The sequence below is a fragment of the Amaricoccus macauensis genome (assembly GCF_014201905.1).
Lineage (GTDB): Bacteria > Pseudomonadota > Alphaproteobacteria > Rhodobacterales > Rhodobacteraceae > Amaricoccus > Amaricoccus macauensis.
In genome coordinates this window covers 776652-794936 of the sequence record NZ_JACHFM010000002.1, presented here as the reverse complement: position 1 = coordinate 794936, position 18285 = coordinate 776652, and the positions used below count along the sequence as shown (strand labels likewise).

At 68.7% G+C, this 18285-nt stretch carries 18 protein-coding genes; 11 read left to right on the top strand and 7 right to left on the bottom strand.

The genetic code is table 11. From position 1 onward, the window contains the following. Positions 1–36: 36 nt before the first annotated feature. Genes HNP73_RS11290 through HNP73_RS11275 form a run of 4 tightly spaced genes read left to right on the top strand, consistent with a single transcriptional unit; the run spans position 37 to position 4346 of the window. Positions 37–1101, top strand: a complete 1065-nt coding sequence (locus HNP73_RS11290) for a Gfo/Idh/MocA family protein (RefSeq protein ID WP_184149035.1) — start codon at positions 37–39, stop codon at positions 1099–1101. Then, the gene (locus HNP73_RS11285) at positions 1098–1913 is read left to right on the top strand and encodes an amidohydrolase family protein (RefSeq protein ID WP_184149033.1); all 816 of its coding nucleotides are present in this window, start codon (positions 1098–1100) and stop codon (positions 1911–1913) included. Before HNP73_RS11290 ends, HNP73_RS11285 begins: the two co-directional genes overlap by 4 nt. Before the next feature lie 58 nt (positions 1914–1971). After that, entirely contained in the window at positions 1972–3087 is a 1116-nt protein-coding gene (locus HNP73_RS11280; protein WP_184149030.1) for an isocitrate/isopropylmalate dehydrogenase family protein, read from the top strand. Further along, on the top strand, positions 3063–4346 hold the full coding sequence (locus tag HNP73_RS11275) for an ABC transporter substrate-binding protein (RefSeq protein WP_184149027.1): 1284 nt from the start codon (positions 3063–3065) through the stop codon (positions 4344–4346). Before HNP73_RS11280 ends, HNP73_RS11275 begins: the two co-directional genes overlap by 25 nt. A gap of 28 nt (positions 4347–4374) precedes the next feature. Here the strand turns inward: HNP73_RS11275 and HNP73_RS11270 are convergent, their stop codons facing one another. After that, positions 4375–5070, bottom strand: coding sequence for a helix-turn-helix transcriptional regulator (locus HNP73_RS11270; protein ID WP_184149024.1), 696 nt, complete (start codon positions 5068–5070; stop codon positions 4375–4377). Positions 5071–5167: 97 nt separating this feature from the next. Between HNP73_RS11270 and HNP73_RS11265 the strand changes: the two genes are divergently transcribed. Further along, on the top strand, positions 5168–6817 hold the full coding sequence (locus HNP73_RS11265; protein WP_184149021.1) for an FAD-dependent monooxygenase: 1650 nt from the start codon (positions 5168–5170) through the stop codon (positions 6815–6817). A gap of 3 nt (positions 6818–6820) precedes the next feature. Further along, positions 6821–7009 carry a DUF2783 domain-containing protein gene (locus HNP73_RS11260; protein WP_184149018.1) on the top strand — a complete coding sequence of 63 codons (189 nt, stop codon included), beginning with the start codon at positions 6821–6823 and terminating at the stop codon, positions 7007–7009. A gap of 19 nt (positions 7010–7028) precedes the next feature. Here the strand turns inward: HNP73_RS11260 and HNP73_RS11255 are convergent, their stop codons facing one another. From HNP73_RS11255 to HNP73_RS11240, 4 genes are all read right to left on the bottom strand, one after another. Then, positions 7029–8429 (bottom strand): aldehyde dehydrogenase family protein, encoded by a 1401-nt coding sequence (locus HNP73_RS11255; protein ID WP_246399727.1) that lies wholly within the window; start codon positions 8427–8429, stop codon positions 7029–7031. 141 nt (positions 8430–8570) lie between these two features. After that, positions 8571–8780: a DUF2783 domain-containing protein gene (locus tag HNP73_RS11250; protein WP_184149015.1), complete on the bottom strand. Its 210-nt coding sequence runs from the start codon at positions 8778–8780 to the stop codon at positions 8571–8573. Next, positions 8777–10354, bottom strand: a complete 1578-nt coding sequence (locus HNP73_RS11245) for an FAD-dependent oxidoreductase (protein ID WP_184149012.1) — start codon at positions 10352–10354, stop codon at positions 8777–8779. Before HNP73_RS11245 ends, HNP73_RS11250 begins: the two co-directional genes overlap by 4 nt. A 12-nt stretch (positions 10355–10366) precedes the next feature. Beyond that, positions 10367–11326 carry an MBL fold metallo-hydrolase gene (locus HNP73_RS11240; protein ID WP_184149009.1) on the bottom strand — a complete coding sequence of 320 codons (960 nt, stop codon included), beginning with the start codon at positions 11324–11326 and terminating at the stop codon, positions 10367–10369. Between the two features lie 146 nt (positions 11327–11472). Here HNP73_RS11240 and HNP73_RS11235 point away from each other — a divergent pair, with 146 nt between their 5' ends. The 5 genes from HNP73_RS11235 (at position 11473) to rimM (ending at position 15289) form a co-directional block, all read left to right on the top strand. Beyond that, positions 11473–12210 carry a helix-turn-helix transcriptional regulator gene (locus HNP73_RS11235; RefSeq protein ID WP_184149006.1) on the top strand — a complete coding sequence of 246 codons (738 nt, stop codon included), beginning with the start codon at positions 11473–11475 and terminating at the stop codon, positions 12208–12210. Positions 12211–12422: 212 nt separating this feature from the next. Next, on the top strand, positions 12423–13895 hold the full coding sequence (gene ffh, locus HNP73_RS11230) for a signal recognition particle protein (protein ID WP_184149004.1): 1473 nt from the start codon (positions 12423–12425) through the stop codon (positions 13893–13895). After that, on the top strand, positions 13892–14209 hold the full coding sequence (locus HNP73_RS11225; RefSeq protein WP_184149002.1) for a chorismate mutase: 318 nt from the start codon (positions 13892–13894) through the stop codon (positions 14207–14209). The genes ffh and HNP73_RS11225 overlap by 4 nt, the downstream gene beginning before the upstream one ends. A gap of 2 nt (positions 14210–14211) precedes the next feature. Further along, positions 14212–14577, top strand: a complete 366-nt coding sequence (gene rpsP / locus HNP73_RS11220; RefSeq protein WP_184149000.1) for a 30S ribosomal protein S16 — start codon at positions 14212–14214, stop codon at positions 14575–14577. 202 nt (positions 14578–14779) lie between these two features. Beyond that, positions 14780–15289, top strand: a complete 510-nt coding sequence (gene rimM, locus HNP73_RS11215) for a ribosome maturation factor RimM (protein WP_184148998.1) — start codon at positions 14780–14782, stop codon at positions 15287–15289. A 499-nt stretch (positions 15290–15788) separates the two neighbouring features. Here the strand turns inward: rimM and HNP73_RS11210 are convergent, their stop codons facing one another. Beyond that, a complete protein-coding gene (locus HNP73_RS11210; protein ID WP_184148996.1) occupies positions 15789–16958 on the bottom strand; it encodes a 3-hydroxyacyl-CoA dehydrogenase in 1170 nt (389 codons plus the stop codon). Continuing rightward, entirely contained in the window at positions 16958–18175 is a 1218-nt protein-coding gene (locus tag HNP73_RS11205; RefSeq protein ID WP_184148994.1) for an acyl-CoA dehydrogenase, read from the bottom strand. Before HNP73_RS11205 ends, HNP73_RS11210 begins: the two co-directional genes overlap by 1 nt. Between the last annotated feature and the right edge of the window lie 110 nt (positions 18176–18285).

Here is an 18285-nt window from a genome sequence, read left to right as displayed (position 1 = left end):
GTATACGTAGACTCCGTTCAACGTACTCTGTGTCAAATGCGCGTCCTTCTGCTCGGTTCCGGCTTCGTTACCCCCTTTCATCTGACCGGCTGGACTGCAGCCGGCGCGGAGGTGGTGGGTATTGCGTCACGCAATCCGGTGACGGCGAAGGCGCGGGCCGAGAGATTCGCGATTGCCGCAGTCTACACCGATCCGGTGGAAGCGGTGGCAGCCCTTCGGCCGGATGTGGTGGACATCTGCTCCCCCGTCGAGCGTCACCTTGCCCACGTGCGTCTCGCCGCCGATGCCGGTGCGGCCATCCTCTGCCAGAAGCCGCTCGCGGCCACCCTTGCGGAGGCGATCGCCGCGGCCGAGGCGGCACGTGACGCCGGCGTCCGGCTGATGGTGCACGAGAATTTCCGCTTCCGCCCATGGTTTCGCGCCGCGAAGACCGCGCTTGACGCCGGCCGGATCGGCGAGCCGTTCTACCTCCGCTCCGACCTCCGCCTTGCCGGCACGGTGCCGACCGCGCGCCATCCCGAGCCGTGGAGCCTCGCGCGGCAGCCGTTCTTCCGCCAGATGCCGCGGCTTCTCGTCCTCGAATCGATGATCCACCAGATCGACGTCGCCCGCTTCCTGCTCGGCGCCGAGCCGACCGCCGTCGTCGCGATGCTGCGGCGGGTGAGCCCGGACGTCGTGGGCGAGGATCTGGCAAGCCTGATGCTGCGCTTCCCCTCCGCCCATGCGGTGCTGGAACGGAGCTATGCGACGCTTGGCGAAGCCGATCCGCCCGCCGTGAGCGAGGAACTGCGCGTCGAGGGCACCGGCGGCCTGCTCCGCGTGCTGCGCGACGGCACGACCGAGATCGTCACCGAGACGGCGTCAGGCCGCCGCGAGGAGCGGCTCGACGTGGATCTCGACGACGCCTACGCCCGGAGCTATGCCGCGACCATCGCGCATTTCGCCGCCGCGCTTCGCGACGGCACGCCGTTCGAGACCGGGCCGGCGGACAACCTCCGCACCCTTGACGCGACGCTCGCCGCCTATCGCTCGGCCGAGGCGGGCACGGTCGAGCCACTGCCGAGCCCGGAACTCGCAGCCCTGCTCGGGATCGCCACATGATGGCCGTCTGGGATTGCCATGTGCATGTGTTCGGCGACCTCGGCCGTTTCCCTCTGGCGACGGAGCGTCGCTACACCCCCGGAAAGGCGGGCCTCGATCCGCTGCGCGCGCACCTCCGCGTCACAGGGGCCACGCAGGTCGTCCTGGTCCAGCCGACGGTCTACGGCGACGACCATGCCTGTCTGTTCCACGCACTCGATGCGTTCGGCGAGATGGCCGTCGCGGTCGGCGCATGGAGTGCGACGGCGCCGCCGCCGGAGCATCCGCGGCTTCGCGGCCTGCGCGTGGACCTGCGCGGAGACTGGTCCGGCGCCCACGCCGAAGCGCTCCGTCGCGCCGCCGACGCTGCCGGCGAGCGCCACCTCGAACTTCAGCTTTCGCCCTCGGGCCTCGGAGCGCTCGCCCGCGAGGCGCTGACGACGCCCGTCGTGCTCGACCATCTCGCGGGCTTCCCGGGCGAGGACGCGTGGCCGGCGCTCGACGACCTGGTCTGCCGCGGCGACGTCTTCGTGAAGCTCTCGGGCCTCGACCGCGCGCCCGGCGGCCTCGCCGGTGCCCTGCCCCTCGCGCGCCATCTCGCCCGGCGCTTCCCCGACCGGTTGCTCTGGGGCTCGGACTGGCCGCACACCCCGTTGCACCCGCTCCCGGGGCTGCGTGACATCCCCCTGCCTTTCCGCCCGGTTGACCTCCGGGCAATGCTCGTCACCCTAGCAGATGCGCTCGGTCCCCACCTCGCTGACGCCCGCAGCGTGGTGCCCGCGCGCCTCTATGGCCAACCGCTCAATACTGATGAGGGACAATGCATACGCTGATGTTGACAGGATGCAGCCTCGGGTGTTCCGTTGGCCGGCGGCCGAAGGACCGGAACTGATGCGTATCCTTATCCTCCCCGGGGACGGAATCGGTGAAGAGATCACCGCGGCGACGTTGACCGTGCTTCAGGCGGTCAGCGCCCGTTTCGACCTGGGACTCACGTTCGAGACCGCGGACATCGGCTTCAAGGCCTACGACGCGACCGGCTCCACCTGCCCGCCCGCGGTCCTCAGCCGGGCGCGCGAGGTTGACGGCGTCCTTCTCGGACCGATCTCGCATCTCGACTATCCGCCGCGCGAGGAAGGCGGGGTCAACGTCTCGGCCGCCTTCCGGGTCAAGCTCGATCTCTACGCCAATGTCCGTCCGGCGCGCAGCCGCCCCGGCATCGGTCAGACCCGCACGCCGATGGACCTCGTCATCATGCGCGAGGCGACGGAAGGCTTCTATCCCGACCGCAACATGGCGGTTGGCTCCGGCGAGTTCATGCCCACCCCCGACCTCGCGCTTTCGGTGCGCAAGGTCTCCGCCTTTGCCTGCGAGCGCATCGCCCGGCGCGCCTTCGAGCTGGCGCGCAAGCGCCGCCGCAAGGTGACGGCCGTCCACAAGGCCAACAACTTCATCCTGAGTGACGGCCTCTTCCTGCGAGAGGTGCGCAGCGTCGCCACCGAGTTCCCCGACGTGGAACTCGAGGAGGTCATCATCGACGCCATGTGCGCGCACCTCGTCCGCGATCCGGCGCGCTTCGACGTGATCTGCGCCACCAATTTCTACGCCGACATCCTCTCGGATCTCGCCTCGGAACTCTCCGGCGGCCTCGGGCTCGCCGGCGCGATCAACGCAGGTGATGACCTCTGCGCCGCGCAGGCGCAACACGGCTCGGCGCCGGACATTGCCGGAAGGGACCAGGCAAACCCGACGTCGCTCATCCTCTCGGCCGGGATGCTTCTCGCCTGGGCCGGCGAGCGTCGGCAGGATCCGCGCCTCCTCGCCGCCGCGCGCGCGATCGAGGAGACGGTCGACCAGACCCTCGCCCATCCACACCTCAGGACCGCCGACCTCGGCGGGCCCCTCGGGACCCGCGCGTTCGGCCAGACCATTGCAGACTCCATTTCACTCGGCAGTGAACCATATGACTTCGGAGCGACGAGATGCGAAAAGGCTATGAACTCCTAGGCACGGCTCTTCTCGCGACCCTTCTCGGGGTGACGGGCGGCCCTGCCCGGGCACAGACCATCAGCCTTTGGAGCCACTGGGCCGACGAAAAATCAAAGGTAGCCTTTGTAACGGAGGCCGCGACTCGGTTCGAAGCGAAGCACCCGGGCGCAAAGGTCGAGATCACGTGGTACCAGAAGGGTCCACTCAACACCGCCCTCCAGTCGGCATTGCGGGCCGGCAAGGGCCCGGACGTATTTTATGCAGACCCGTTTCAGGTCGAGTACATTGAAAACGGTCTGATCTTGCCGCTGGATGATCTCCTCAGGACTGACCGCCTCGAAGACTGGGCAAAGGCGGCCTGGACCCATGACGGCAAACTCTATGCGCTGCCGCTCGAGGCCCAGACCATCGAGCTATACTACAACAAGGATCTGGCGAAGCAGTACGGCGTGGAGATGCCGGCCGGCGGCCAGCTCGACACCGCCGCCTTCATGGACTTCGTGAAGAGGGCAAACGACGGCGGCACGACGCCGATCGTCGTCGGCGTTGCCGATCGCGACTATCCCGGCGCCTACCTGACGGGCGAGCTTCTGTTGAAGAAACTCGGGCCGGACGAGTACTCGAAGCTCATCGCCGGTGAACTGCCCTACAGCGATCCCCGCGTCGTCGAGGTCTTCACCTACATCCACGATCTCGCCGAAACGGGCGGGTTCCCGAAAAGCATCGCGAGCCTCAAGCTCGGCGAGTCGCACGGCTACTTCTACAACAACCCCGGCGGCGTGCTCTTCCCCATGGGCAGCTTCTATCCGAGCCGGGCGTTCAACCCGCCGGCCGAAGGCGGCCAGCCCGACGGCTTTCCGCTCGGCATGATGAACTATCCCGTTCCGCCCGACGCCGCCTGCCCGACCTGCAAGACCAACCGAGTGGGCGGCAGCTATGTGGTCAACGCCGGCAGCGAGCATCCCGACCTCGCGGGCGCGTTCCTGAACGAGATGGCCGAACCCGACATGGCGCAGATGTGGGTGGCCACCGTGCTGGGGCAGACCGGTGCCAAGGTCGACTACTCGACGATGGAGACAAATCATCGCGCCTATTTCGACGATCTGGCCGCCTCGAACGCAGGCACCCAGCCGTTCCTCGGGATGCTGCTCGACCACCTGCGCGGCGCTTGCCTCGACACCTACAAGCAGGTGGTGAACGTCGGACTGCCGGCCGGTCTCGTCACCGTGGATCAGGCTGTCGAGATGATGGACGCCGCCTGCAGCCAGCGCGGCTGACGCCTTGGCACATGCTGCCGTCGGTGGATCACCCCCGGCGGCAGATCGCGAACAGTTCGCCTCGTGCCGAAATCCCCAGCTTCTCGTAAGCCCGCTTGCGATAGGTGACCACGGTGGCGGGCGAGACGCCGAGACGCCCGGCGATCGCCTCGGCCTTCTCGCCGCCAAGAATCCCGAGGCAGACCGCACGCTCCCGCTCGCTCAGCGCGGCCAGCGGCGGCGGATACGGCGCCTCCTCCGACCCGTCGAAATGCCGCAGCAACAGCCGCGCCACAAGGCGCAGCATGTCGGCGTCCTCGGTCTCCGGCGTGCGCGCGTGATAGAAGTTGATCACGAGCCGCCGCCGCCGCCCGGCAGCGAGAAGCGCGGTCTTGCCCGCCAGCCCCGGACGGTCGAACAGCTCGGCGCGGTAGGCCTCCGACATCGCCCCGGCGAAGTCCTGCATCCGCCGCAGGCGGATCTCACCCTCCGCCACCCCTGCGAGTTCCGGCAGCAGCGGATCTTCGCGATACCAGCCGTCGAGATAGCGCGCCGCCAGCAGCCCCCCGAGCCGCAGCCGGTTGAAGTTGCGCGACAGAAGGCAGGTGGCAGGCTCGCGGGCAAGGTCGAAGACCATGATCTGGTCGGCCCCCATCCACTCCACGAGATCGAGAACGGCGGCGGTGAACGCCTCGCTCCCCCCGGCAGCAAGGCAAGCTTCGATCAGACGATAGCCTGCCGCCATGCGCGCTCCTGTCCCCCGCCAAGGAGGACATACGCAAGGCACGCAATCCGGTAAACCTTGCTCCAACGGCAGGCACCATTTCCGCGGAGGATCATTCATGAGACCACAGGGACGCGCTCCGACCGAGTCGCTCTATTTCACCTATCCGCATTTCGATGCGCCGGAGGGTGCCGCCCGTGAGCGGCTGGCGGCGGACACGCGCGTCGCGATCGTCGGCGCCGGTCCGGTCGGCATGGTCGCCGCCCTGACCCTGGCCCGCGAGGGCGTGGCCTCCGTCCTGCTCGACAACAAGGCGACGTTCAACGACGGCAGCCGGGCGATCTGCGTCTCGCGATCGAGCTTTGCCATCCTCGAGAGCCTCGGCGCCGTCGCGCCGTTCCTCGACAAGGCCCTCGGCTGGACCATGGGGCGGAGCTTCTTCCGGGGCACCCAGATCCTCGAGTTCGAGATGTCCGACCCGGCCTCCGAGAAGTATCGGCCGATGTACAATCTCCAGCAGCAATACATCGAGCAATACCTCTGGGACGCCGTCGCGCGGGAGCCACTGATCGAAACCCGCTGGCAGAGCGAGGTGACCGGCATCACCGACCACCCGGACGCCGTCGAGCTGACCGTCACCGACCCGCAGGCCACCTACGCCTTCCGCGCCGACTGGGTGCTCGCCTGCGACGGCGCGCGCAGCCCGATCCGCCGCATGAAGGGCCTGCGCCTCAAGGGCGAGAACTACGAAGGCCGCTACGTCATCGCCGACATCCGCTCAGGCCACGACTACCCGACGATCCGCCGGGCCCTCTTCGACCCCGCCTGCCGCCCGGGCGGCACGGTGCTCGTCCACAAGCAGCCCGACGACATCTGGCGCATCGACTACCAGCTTGCCGACGACGAGGACGAAGCCGAGGCGCTGCAGGAAGCGAACGTCCGCGCCAGCGTCGCCGCCGTGCTCGCCGACCTCGGCGAAACCGGCCCCTGGGACCTCGAATGGTGGAGCGTCTATTCCGCGAACACCCTGCTGCTTGACGAGTACCGCCACGGCCGAACGTTCTTCGTCGGCGACAGCGCGCACATCGTGCCGATCTTCGGTGTCCGCGGCCTCAACAACGGCCTCGCCGACGGCCAGAACATCGGCTGGAAGCTCGGTCACGTGCTGACCGGCCGCGCCGGCGAGGACCTGCTCGACAGCTATTCGCCCGAGCGGCGCGGCGCGACGCTCGACGTCTTCGCCAACGCCTCGAAGAGCGCGCGCTTCATGACGCCCCCGACCCGCGGCTGGACCCTGATGCGCGATGCGGCCCTCTCCCTCGCGCTCGACCACCCCTTCGCCGGCGGCCTCGCGAACCCGCGCCAGATGACTCCCTTCACCTACGCCGAGAGCCCCGCCGTCCTGCCCGATGATCCGGCCTTCACCGGCGGCGCGGGCGTCGGGTCCGCCCTCCCCGACGCCCGGGTCGACGGCGGCTTTCTCTCCGACCGGCTCGGCGCGGGCTACACCCTCATCTGCTTCGACGAACGCCTGGCGGAAGGAGTCCGCTCACTCCCGGACGCCCCGGACGTGGTCTGCCTCGCCCCGGACTCCGAGGCCGCGACAGTCCTCGCCGCGGGCCCGCAGGCCGCTTACCTCGTGCGCCCCGACCGCCACGTCGCCGCGCGCTGGACCACCGCGAGCGCCGAGGCCGTCCGCGACGCGCTGGCCCGCGTGACGTTTCAATCCCTGCCAGACAACGCCGCAGCCGGCACCGTGGAGGCCTGAGCAATGACCGCAGCCGAAGTTGAAACCGTCTACGAGGCCCTGGCGCTCGGCATCGACGCCGCGGGTGGTGAGTCCGAGCTCTTCCTCGCCAAGGTGGCGCTGCTGCTCGCCCGCGAGATCGGCGACCCCGAGCGGGCGGTGGCGCTCATCGAGAGCGCCGGCCGCCACCTCGGGGATCGCGCCGCCGCATGAGGCTCGGGACGCGCGAGGCTCAGGAGAAGACCACCTGCGCGGTGGTGTTCTCCTTCAGCCCCTCCTCGGCGAACTGCACGCCGAAGCCCGACTGCTTCACGCCGCCGAAGGGTGCGTTCGGCTGGATCGCGCCGTGCTTGTTGATCCAGACAGAGCCGCACTCCATCCGCCGGCCGACCCCCTTCGCCGCGTCGATGTCGGCGGACCAGACCGAGCCGCCGAGACCGTTCGGACTGTCGTTCGCCGCCATGACCGCCTCGTCCACGTCGGTGTAGCGAATGACCGGCAGGGCCGGGCCGAACTGTTCCTCGTCCACCAGCGCGTCGCCGTTCGAGAGACCGGAGATGATCGTCGGCGGGAAGAACAGCCCCTCGCCCGGCTTGCCGCCGAGCAGCACCTTGCCGCGGGTGACCGCGTCGGCCACCAGCTTCGAGACCTTGCCGTACTGCATGGCGTTCTGCACCGGGCCGAGCACCGAGTTCTCATCCATGCCGTCGCCGACCGGGATCTTCTCGGCGTAGGCGACCAGCGCGTCGCAGACCGCGTCATGGATCGAGTCGTGGACATAGAGCCGCTTCATCGCGGCGCAGGTCTGGCCGTTGTTGATGAACGCCCCCCAGAACAGCCCCTCGGCGATCTTCGCCGGGTCCGCGTCGGGCAGCACGATGCCCGCGTCGTTGCCGCCGAGTTCGAGCGTCAGCCGCTTCAGGTTCTCCGCCGCCGAGCGCATGACGTGGCGGCCGGTCGCCGTCGAGCCGGTGAAGACGATCTTGTCGATGCCGGGATGCGCCGACATCGCCGCGCCGACGTTGAAGCCCTTGTCGTCGCCCGAGACGACGTTGAGCACCCCCGCCGGCAGCACGGCACTCGCCAGTTCGATCATCCGGAGCGTGGCGAGCGGCGTCAGCGGCGAGGGCTTCAGGACCACGGTATTGCCGGCGCGGATCGCCGGCAGGTAGTGCCAGACCGCAATCATCACCGGGAAGTTCCACGGCGTGATCGAACCCACCACGCCGATCGGCTTGCGATGGACCTCGACCTTGCCTTCGTTGGTGTCCTGCAAGACCTGCGGCGGCAACGAGAGACCGGAAGTATAGCCGGCCCAGGCCGCGGCGCCGCCCATTTCCCAGCGCGAGCCGAGACCGTTCAGCGGCTTGCCCTGCTCAAGGGTCAGGAGCCGCGCGAGTTCTTCCGCGTTCGCCGTCAGGACTTCGGTCACGGCGCGGCAGGCGGCGGCGCGCTCCTCGTCCGCCAGCGCGGCCCAGGGCGCCTGAGCGGCGCGGGCGGCGGCAACGGCACGGTCGAGATCGGCCGCGGTCGCGTTCGGCGCGGTGTCGACCACCTCGCCGGTCGACGGGTTGCGCACCTCGAAGCGGTCGGAAGTACCGGTGGCTTCACCGCCAATCGTCATGTCGAGCATTGAGCTATCCTCCCGGGCCCCGTCGCGCGGTGGGCGCGCCCCGCGAGCCATCAGACTGAATATGGTGCCCGCTTGTCGTTCTGACCATCGGCTGCGAGCCCGGGCAGGCTCGCAGCCGATGGGAGCCCGAGGGGCAGCCGCTTACGCGGCCGCCACCGGACGTGCTGCCACGATGGCCTGCTCGATGACCTCGCGGTCGCCGATGTGGTTTGCCAGGATCAGGACGAGCTTCGCCCAGACCCTGAGGCTGTCGGCCTCGCTGAGCCCGTCATGCAGGGCGACGAGCTTCTGATAGAGGTCGTCGGCGCTGGCGTTCGTGCCGAGGTTCGGTGTCGTGTTGAGCCCGGTCATGCCATGCCTCCCTTTGCGCGCTTGAGTGCTGCGTCGACCGCAGCGGGATCAATGGTGTGCCAGCGTGCCGCGACGTAGTGGTCGGGACGCACCAGCGCCGCGCCGCCTTCGCCCAGACCGAGACGCTCGGCGGCGAGGCCGGAGATCTCGATCAGCCGCACGCCCGCCGGCGCTTCGCCCTGCCAGCCACGGGTGAGCAGCACGAAGTCGTCACCGAGCGCGTCGAGCAGCCAGCCATCGCCGTGCGGTGCGTCGAGCACCGGCGCACCGGGGGCGACGCCGCTCGTCCAGGTCTCCGTGTCGGGCGTCGAGAGGCCGCTTGCGGGGTAGTGAACCGCGGTCGAGAGCCGGCCGGAGTTGACGAACGGCCGGGCGAAGGCGTGGTCGCGGGCGAGTTCGAGCACCGCGTCGCGCAACGCCTGACTTGCGGTCGATTTCGGCGTGAGGAAGTCCGTCGAGCGGGAGGAGTTCAGGATGTTCTCGTCCGCCGTGGTGATCGCCTCGTCATTGTAGCTCTCGATCAGCCCTTCGTCTGCCTCGCCCTTCAGCACGAGATCGAGCTTCCAGCCGAGGTTGTCCACGTCGGCAAAGCCGCCGTTGCAGCCGCGCGCGCCGAAGGGTGACACGAGATGCGCGCTGTCACCGGCGAAGATCGTGCGGCCATGGACGAAGCGCGCCATGCGGCGGCACTGGAAGGTATAGACCGAGTACCACTCCTGCTCGAACTCCACGTCGCCGAGCATCGCCTTGACGAACGGTTCGACGTTCTCCGGCCGGATCGCTGCCGCACGGTCGATGTCCCAGCCCAGCTGGAAGTCGAGGCGCCACACGTCGTCAGGCTGCTTGTGCATCAGCGCCGACTTGCCGCGATTGAACGGCGGGTCGAACCAGAACCAGCGTTCGGACGGCATCTCGTGCTTCATGCGGATGTCGGCGATGAGGAAGTTGTCCTCGAAGACCCGCCCCTCGAAGTCGAGGCCGAGCAGGTCGCGCACCGTTGAGCGCGCGCCGTCGCAGGCGATGAGCCACTCCGCCTCCAGCGTGTAGACGCCGCCGTCGTCGGCGGTCACCGCCAGCTCGGCGCCGTCGTCCTTCGAGGTGACGCCGTAGACCCGGTGCCCCCAGCGGACTTCAACGTTGGGCAGCTTCATCACGCCATCGAGCAGGTACTCCTCGATGTAGTACTGCTGGATGTTGATGAAGCCGGGACGCTTCTGGTCCTTCACCGGCAGCATGTCGAACTGGTAGACCGGATCGTCGGCCTCGCCCCAATAGACCTTGCCGACATTCCAGGTGACGCCCTTGGCCAGCGCCGGGTCGCCGACCCCGAGGCGGTCGAGGATGTCGAGCGAGCGCTTGGAGAAGCAGATCGCCTTCGAAGCGTGGGCAATGAAGTCGAGGCGGCTCAGCACCACGACTTCATGGCCGCGCCGACCGAGATCGAGCGCCATGGCGAGGCCCACCGGGCCTGCGCCGACGATGACGACACGAGCGCGATCCGCGCCGCCGCCTGTGGCCGGCGCCGGAGTGGCGCCGATTTCCTTGTAGACCGGGATACCGGGAATGTTGGCCATTGCGCGCGCCCCTCAGCCCTGCAGCTTCGCCCAGACTTCGCGGTCGCGCTCGGCCGTCCAGATCCGCGGATGCTCGACGCCGTCATGCTCGTCCCAGAGCCGCTGCACGTCGAAGGGCAGGCAGTGTTCGAAGATCGGCCAGGCACCGAACTCGGGCGCAAGCGCCTCGCGGGTCGCCTCGAAGGCATCCTTGATGTCGCCGCCCGACTTGTGGACGCCGCCGACGTTGTCGATCATCCCGCGCAGGAACTTGCGGGTCTGCTCCACGGCGGCGTCGGTCTCGGCCACGCCACGGCTGACCGCGCCACGGCCGCCGATCAGGTTCTCCGAGCGGTAGGCCTTCACGTTGTCGAGCGTGCCGGTCGACCAGTCGAAGTGGTAGGCGTCGCCGGTGTAGAGCGCGGCCTTGGACTCCACGAGATCGCCGGCAAAGAGCGTGCGGGTCTTTTCGTGCCACACGGCGATGTCGCCGCTGGTGTGACCCCGGCCGAGAAAGCGCAGGTCGAGCTTGCCCCGGTCGCCGCCGAGATCGATCGACATGTTCGTGCCGAAGGTGATCGTCGGCCAGACCAGCCCCTTCACCTCGTCGGCGTTCTTCGCGAGGCGCGGCATCCGGCCGAACTCGCTCTTCCAGTCCTCTTCGCCGCGCTCGGCCACGAGGCGGTTCGCCTCGTCGGACATGATGACGTCCTGCGCCTCGAACGCGGGCGTGCCCAGCACGCGCACCGCATGGTGGTGGGTCAGGATGACATAGCGGATCGGCTTGTCGGTCTGCTCGCGCAGGATCTTCAGCCAGTCGGCGGTCGCCGACGGCGTGGCGCGGCTCTCGATCGCGACGACGAAGTCCTCGCCCTCGACCGCGCCGACGTTCGGGTCGCCCTCGGCCGTCAGGGCATAGACGCCATCGCCCAGAATTTCGAGAGTATCGGTTTTCACGTCCGTGTCGGCCGACGATGCGAATGGTTTGCTCATTGTCAATTTCCTCCTGGGGAGATTCGCGCTTTCTGCGCCGTCCCCGGTAAGTTAGGTTAACGATCCGGGCTTGTCTGTCAGTAGACCTATGGACATGATATTTGCTGTCGCGCGGCATCGGGGGCCGCGCCGGGAGGGGACGGCACATGCGTTCCGGCGGACTGATCGATCCCGACATGGCGGCCGACCTGCTCGAGACCCGCGATGCGGCGCGCTTTTCCGAGCGCCTGCTCGAGGTCGCGCATTCGGCCGCGGGCGTCGAGGAACTTTTCGCGTACCGCGTCGATGACGGCGCGATGCCGCGCGCGCTCGCCTCGTCGAGCGGTCTCGCCGACGTGGACGAGCGCACGCGGATGTATGCCCGACGCTTCCACCGCAGCGACCCCGCCGTCGCCGCCCGCCTGCGCGCCCTGCCCGGCAGCGGCTTTCACGCCCGTGTCCCCGCGGCGGCGATCGAGCTCGGTCCCTATCGCAAGCTCTGCTTCGAGCGGCCGCGCTTCGTCGAGAAGATCTGCTTCGGCTGGCGCAAGCCCGACCACTCGCTGGTCCTCACTTTCTACCAGCGCCACGACGGCGCGGAGCCCGACCTCTTCCAGCTCGGCGCCCTCGCCCAGGTCGCGATCACCGGGCTGACCCGGATGGCCGCGAAGCCCGACGCCCCGCCGCTCGTCTCCGAGGTGGAGCGCCGCCTCGCCGGAGCCTATCCCGTCCTCACCGCCCGCGAGCGCGAGGTCTCGGCCCGCACCCTCGCCGGCATGACCGCCCGCGACATCGGCGCGGAACTCGGCCTCGGCGTCGGGACGGTCCTCACCTACCGCCAGCGCACCTACCAGAAGCTCGGCGTCTCGAAGGCAAGCGAACTCCTCGCCTCGGTCATGGCCTGAACCCGCAACAGCCACAGTCGCAACAGCCGCACCTGCCCGAGAGCCGACCCCTACAGCCGACCCGACTTGACCCCACCGTCCGCATCGCTTATGCGATCCGCATCCCCGGAGAACCTTGTGAGTCCTCCGGTCCTGGCATTTTGCAGGATCGCCGTCGGTCAGCGCGTTGCGCCCACCGGCGCGGTCCGCGTTTGACGAGAGGGCCCGCGCCCATGTTCGAGACCCTGAGCGGCCGCCTGTCTGGCGTGTTCGACAAGCTCACCCGGCAGGGTGCGCTGACCGACGAGGACATCTCGACCGCCCTGCGCGAGGTGCGCGTCGCGCTCCTCGAGGCCGACGTGTCGCTGCCCGTTGCCCGCGACTTCGTGAAGGCGGTGTCGGAGAAGGCCCGCGGCCAGGCGGTGACGAAGTCGATCACCCCCGGCCAGCAGGTGGTGAAGATCGTCCACGACGCCCTCGTCGACATGCTGAAGGGCGAAGGTCCGGCGGGCGAGCTGAAAATCGACTCGCCGCCTGCGCCGATCCTCATGGTCGGCCTGCAGGGCTCGGGCAAGACCACGACGACGGCAAAGCTCGCCAAGCGCCTGAAGGAGCGCGAGGGCAAGCGCATCCTGCTCGCCTCGCTCGACACCCGCCGCCCGGCCGCCATGGAACAGCTCGCGATCCTCGCGCTGCAGGTCGGCGTCGACAGCCTGCCGATCGTGGCCGGCCAGACCGCCGTCGACATCGCCCGCCGCGCGAAGCAGCAGGCGGCCCTGGGCGGCTACGACGTGGTCATGCTCGACACCGCCGGCCGGCTCCACATCGACGACGAACTGATGGACGAGGTCACTGCCGTCCGTGACGTCGCGAAGCCGCGCGAGACATTGCTCGTCGTCGACGGCCTCACCGGCCAGGACGCGGTCAACGTCGCCGAACAGTTCGACGGCCGCGTCGGCATCTCCGGCGTCGTGCTGACCCGGATGGACGGCGACGGCCGTGGCGGCGCGGCGCTCTCCATGCGCGCGGTCACCGGCAAGCCGATCCGCTTCGTCGGCCTCGGCGAGCGGATGGACGCCCTCGAGGAATTCCACCCCGAGCGCGTCGCCGGCCGCATCCTCGGCATGGGCGACATCGTCGCCCTCGTCGAGAAGGCCCAGGAGACGCTGGAGCAGGAAGCCGCGGAGCGCATGGTCAAGCGCTTCCAGAAGGGTCAGTTCAACATGAACGACCTGCGCTCCCAGCTTGAGCAGATGCAGAAGATGGGCGGCATGCAGGGCATGATGTCGATGCTTCCGGGCATGGGCAAGATGCAGAAGCAGATGGACGACGCGGGCATCGACGACCGGGTGCTCCGCCGGCAGGTCGCGCTCATCGACTCGATGACGAAGAAGGAACGCCGCTCCCCCGACCTGCTGCAGGCCTCGCGCAAGAAGCGCATCGCCGCGGGCGCCGGCCTCGAAGTCTCCGACCTCAACAAGCTTCTGAAGATGCACCGCCAGATGGCGGACGTGATGAAGAAGATGGGCGGCATGTCGAAGAAGAGCCTGCTGCGCGGCGGCCTCGGCGCCATGCTCGGCCGTGGTGGCGGTGGCATGCCGCCGGGCATGGGCGGAATGCCCCCGATGCCGGGCATGGGCGGCGGCGCCACGCCCCCCGGCCTCGCCCTGCCGCCGGGCCTGAGCGGACTGGGGAAGAAGAAATGACCTCCGATGCCGTCCGCCAGGCCGCGGACCTGCTGCGTGGCCATCGCGAGTCGATCGACCGGCTCGACGCCATCCTCGTCTTCACGCTCGCCGAGCGTTTCAAGCACACCCAGTCCGTCGGCGTCCTCAAGGCGCAGCACGGGCTGCCCCCCTCCGACCCGGCGCGCGAGTCGGTCCAGATCGCGCGCCTCGAACGGCTCGCGGAGGAGGCGGATCTTGATCCCGCCTTCGCGCGCAAGTTCCTGAACTTCATCATCTCCGAGGTGATCCGCCATCACGAGCGCCACCTCGAGAACCATTCCCAAGGAGACTGAACATGGCCATGAAGATCCGGCTCGCCCGCGGCGGGTCCAAGAAGCGTCCGCACTACTCGATCGTCGCCGCCGACTCGCGCTCGCCCCGTGATGGCCGCTTCATCGAGAAGCTCGGCACCTACGACCCGCTTCTCGCCAAGGACAACGAGAACCGCGTGAAGCTCGACCTCGACCGCGCAAAATACTGGCTCGACCAGGGCGCCCAGGCGACCGACCGCGTGGCGCGCTTCCTCGAGGCCGCTGGCGTCAGCGAGAAGAAGACCCGCGCGAACCTGAAGCAGGGCGAGCCCGGCAAGGCCGCCGTCGCTCGCGCCAAGGAAAAGGCCGACAAGGCCGCCAAGGCCGCCGAGGCCCCGGCCGCCGAGTAAGCTCGTCACCGAGTAAGCTCGTCACCGAGTAAGCCAACCCATGGCGTCCGAAGCCCGTCACGTGCCGGTATGGCCGGGTGCATGACGGGCTTCGACGCCGGTGGTGTCGATTGCTCACCCGCTCCGGCGTGAGCGTGCCCACGGTCCCTTGAGCCCGCGCAGCGCGGATCGGGGCCCGCTCCGGCCGCATTTCGGATTGCCCATGCCAGAGCCCGCGAACCACACCTGTGTCGGCGCCATTGCCGGTGCCTTCGGAGTCCACGGCGAGGTGCGGCTGAAGTCGTTCTGCGCCGACCCGGCAGCCATCGCGAGCTATGCCCCGCTCGTCAGCGAAAGCGGGCAGAGCTTCGGCGTGCGCCTGCTGCGCCCGATCACCGGCGCCTTCGCCGCGCGTCTGACCGGGGTTCTCACCCGCGAACAGGCCGAGGCCCTGAAGGGCACCCGTCTCTATGCGCCACGGGACCGCCTGCCGCCGCTCGACGAAGACGAGTATTACCACGCCGATCTGATCGGGCTCACGGTCTTCGACACCGGCGGCGCGAAGCTCGGCACCGTGCGCGCGGTCCTCGACCACGGCGCCGGCGACATCCTCGAAGTCGCCCGACCCGGTGCCGCGGAGATCCTCATTCCCTTCACCCTCGCCGCCGTTCCGACCGTCGATCTCGCCGGCCGGCGCATCGTGGTCGATCCCCCGGCCGAGTCCGCCGACTGAGGCGCGGCCTATCCGGGGTCCGCCGGGCGGGCGCTACTGGCAAGCCCGAGTTGTTTCCACGGGTGTCGAAGTCCCTGCGCCGGCGCACCGACGCGCCGTCAGACTCCGAACGACCGAAGCGGGCCTCGGCCCGCGAGTTGTTGGCGCGACCAGCGGAAGCACTGCTTCCGCCGGACCACGCGCGGGACGCGCGGAGGACCGGGAGCGGCGGGATATCTGCGGAAGCGCGCCACCCGGCCATGGCTGCCACCCGGCGGGCGCGGAAACGCGCCTGCCCCGCGCAGGGGCAGTCGTGGACGGATTTGTCACCTGCCAAATCCGTCAGCGCCCAGCGTTGTGACCGCCCTCCCGGCCGGAGCATCGCTCTGCCGATGCGTCTCGACGACCGGGCGCGCTCCGTCGTCGTCAACCTGCGTGAATATTCGACCAACGCCGCAATGAATCGCACGCAGTTTCAATCAGTTATCAAGGGCGCGCAACATGCGCACCCTGTCGCGTCTCAGCCAGCCTTCGCCATCCACATCGGCCCGCCCTTGGCCTTCGGAAAGCCGTAACCGTTCGCCATCACCACGTCGATCGCCTCCGCCGAGCCCGCGATCCCCTCGTCAAGGATCGCCTGCCCCTCGGCCTGCATCACCGCAAGGATCCGCGCCATGATCTCCTCCGCCGGAATCGCCCGCCGGACAACACCCTCCCGGGCGCTCTCGGCCAGGATGATATCCTCCGTCACCGACGACGGCACCGCCGTCCCCTCGACGTAGTCATACCACCCTGCCCCGGTCTTCCTGCCGAACCGCCCGAGGTCGCAGATCCGGTCGGCGATCGTCACATACCGCTCCGAAGCCGGCCGCGTCGCCGCCCGCCGTTTCCGCATCGCCCAGGCGATATCGAGCCCCGCGAGGTCCTGCATGGCAAAGACCCCCATCGGGAAGCCGAACGCCACCATCGCCGCATCGACCTCCTGCGGCATCGCCCCGTCCACCAGCATGTAATCCGCCTCACGACGATAGACCGACATGATCCGGTTGCCGATGAAGCCGTCACAGACCCCGGATGGCACCGGGATCTTGCCCAGGTCCCGCCCGAACCCGAGCGCGGTCGCCAGCACCTCAGGCCGCACCGCATCGGTTCGGATCACCTCGACCAGCTTCATCACATGCGCCGGCGAAAAGAAGTGCAGACCCACCACCCGGCCGGGATCGGTCACCGCGCCGGCGATCTCGTTCACGTCGAGATACGAGGTATTGCTCGCGAGGATCGCATCCGGCCGCGTCACCCGGTCGAACTCGGCAAAGACCGCGCGCTTGACGCCCATGTCCTCGAAGACCGCCTCGATCACCAGATCGGCCTCCCCGAGCGCGGCATAGTCCGTCGCCCCGGAAAGCCGCCCGAGAGCGGCGGCATGGCCCGCCTCGTCGAGCTTGCCCCGCTTCAGCGCCCCACCGAGATGGCCGCGCACGGTTTCCAGACCCCGGCCGAGTGCCGCGTCATCACGCTCGATCATCACGACAGAGCGCCCGGAGAGGATGACCGAGGCGGCAATTCCCGCCCCCATCGTCCCGCCCCCGATGACACCGACCACCGCCGTCGGCAGTGGTGCGATGCCCTCGAACTCCGGGATCCGCGAGACCGACCCCTCGGCGGCGCGAAGATATGCCTCCGGCGTCATCAGAAGAACGCCTGCAGCCCGGTCTGCGCCCGCCCGAGGATCAGCGCATGCACGTCATGGGTGCCCTCATAGGTGTTGACCGCCTCGAGGTTCATCACGTGCCGGATTACGCCGTACTCGTCCGAGATGCCGTTGCCGCCATGCATGTCGCGGGCGACCCGGGCGATATCGAGCGCCTTGCCGCAATTGTTCCGCTTCATCAGGCTGATGAGTTCCGCCGCCGCGCGCCCCTCGTCGAAGAGCCGCCCGAGCCGGAGGCAGCCCTGAAGCCCGAGGCCGATCTCGGTCATCATGTCGGCGAGCTTCTTCTGGATCAGCTGGTTCTGCGCCAGCGGACGCCCGAACTGCTTGCGGTCCATGGTGTAGGTCCGCGCCGCGTGCCAGCAGAATTCCGCCGCCCCCATCGCGCCCCAGGCAATGCCGAAGCGCGCCCGGTTGAGACAGCCGAACGGTCCCGCAAGACCCTCGACATTCGGCAGCAGGTTCTCCTCCGGCACGAAGACCTCGTCCATCTGGATCATGCCGGTGATCGACGCGCGCAAGCTGAACTTGCCTTCGATCTTCGGCGCCGCCAGCCCCTTCATGCCCTTCTCGAGCACGAAGCCCTTGATCTTGCCGCCATGGGCGTCCGACTTCGCCCAGATCACGAAGACGTCCGCGACCGGCGAGTTGGTGATCCAGTTCTTCGCCCCGGAAACCGAATAGCCACCGTCGACCTTCTTCGCCCGCGTGATCATCGAGCCCGGGTCCGAGCCGTGATCGGGCTCGGTCAGGCCGAAGCAGCCGATCCACTCGCCCGACGCGAGCTTCGGCAGGTACTTCGCCCGCTGCTCGTCGGTGCCGTAGGCGAAGATCGGATGCATCACGAGCGAGGACTGCACCGACATCGCACTGCGATACCCTGAGTCGACCCGCTCCACCTCGCGGGCGACGAGCCCGTAGGCCACATAGCCGACGCCCGCACCGCCGAACTCCTCCGGGATCGTCGGGCCGAGCAGGCCGAGCGCGCCCATCTCGCGCATGATCTCCGCGTCGAAGACTTCATGCCGGTTCGCCTCGAGCACGCGGCGTGCCAGACCGTCCTGGCAGTAGTCGCGCGCCGTGTCGCGCACCATGCGCTCCTCTTCCGTGAGCTGCTCGTCGAGCAGGAACGGATCCTCCCAGACGAAGCCCGCGGGCTTTGCTCGGGCGGTCTCAGGCGTCGTCGCATGGGTCATTCGGCTTCCTCCGTCTGCGGCCTCGGTACGGGTACGCTCGCTACGGATACGGGCGCACGCTCCCTTTTGATAGCCTTGATACGCGCCATGCGATATTATTTCAAGCCTAA

Coding starts and splice junctions, on each gene's coding strand:
- HNP73_RS11205 (WP_184148994.1), bottom strand. CDS start 18,175: ATGACCCATGCGACGACGCCTGAGACCGCCCGAGCAAAGCCCGCGGGC.
- ffh (WP_184149004.1), top strand. CDS start 12,423: ATGTTCGAGACCCTGAGCGGCCGCCTGTCTGGCGTGTTCGACAAGCTC.
- HNP73_RS11265 (WP_184149021.1), top strand. CDS start 5,168: ATGAGACCACAGGGACGCGCTCCGACCGAGTCGCTCTATTTCACCTAT.
- HNP73_RS11245 (WP_184149012.1), bottom strand. CDS start 10,354: ATGGCCAACATTCCCGGTATCCCGGTCTACAAGGAAATCGGCGCCACT.
- HNP73_RS11270 (WP_184149024.1), bottom strand. CDS start 5,070: ATGGCGGCAGGCTATCGTCTGATCGAAGCTTGCCTTGCTGCCGGGGGG.
- HNP73_RS11240 (WP_184149009.1), bottom strand. CDS start 11,326: ATGAGCAAACCATTCGCATCGTCGGCCGACACGGACGTGAAAACCGAT.
- HNP73_RS11210 (WP_184148996.1), bottom strand. CDS start 16,958: ATGACGCCGGAGGCATATCTTCGCGCCGCCGAGGGGTCGGTCTCGCGG.
- HNP73_RS11285 (WP_184149033.1), top strand. CDS start 1,098: ATGATGGCCGTCTGGGATTGCCATGTGCATGTGTTCGGCGACCTCGGC.
- HNP73_RS11235 (WP_184149006.1), top strand. CDS start 11,473: ATGCGTTCCGGCGGACTGATCGATCCCGACATGGCGGCCGACCTGCTC.
- HNP73_RS11255 (WP_246399727.1), bottom strand. CDS start 8,429: ATGCTCGACATGACGATTGGCGGTGAAGCCACCGGTACTTCCGACCGC.
- HNP73_RS11260 (WP_184149018.1), top strand. CDS start 6,821: ATGACCGCAGCCGAAGTTGAAACCGTCTACGAGGCCCTGGCGCTCGGC.
- HNP73_RS11250 (WP_184149015.1), bottom strand. CDS start 8,780: ATGACCGGGCTCAACACGACACCGAACCTCGGCACGAACGCCAGCGCC.
- HNP73_RS11225 (WP_184149002.1), top strand. CDS start 13,892: ATGACCTCCGATGCCGTCCGCCAGGCCGCGGACCTGCTGCGTGGCCAT.
- HNP73_RS11280 (WP_184149030.1), top strand. CDS start 1,972: ATGCGTATCCTTATCCTCCCCGGGGACGGAATCGGTGAAGAGATCACC.
- HNP73_RS11290 (WP_184149035.1), top strand. CDS start 37: ATGCGCGTCCTTCTGCTCGGTTCCGGCTTCGTTACCCCCTTTCATCTG.
- rimM (WP_184148998.1), top strand. CDS start 14,780: ATGCCAGAGCCCGCGAACCACACCTGTGTCGGCGCCATTGCCGGTGCC.
- rpsP (WP_184149000.1), top strand. CDS start 14,212: ATGGCCATGAAGATCCGGCTCGCCCGCGGCGGGTCCAAGAAGCGTCCG.
- HNP73_RS11275 (WP_184149027.1), top strand. CDS start 3,063: ATGCGAAAAGGCTATGAACTCCTAGGCACGGCTCTTCTCGCGACCCTT.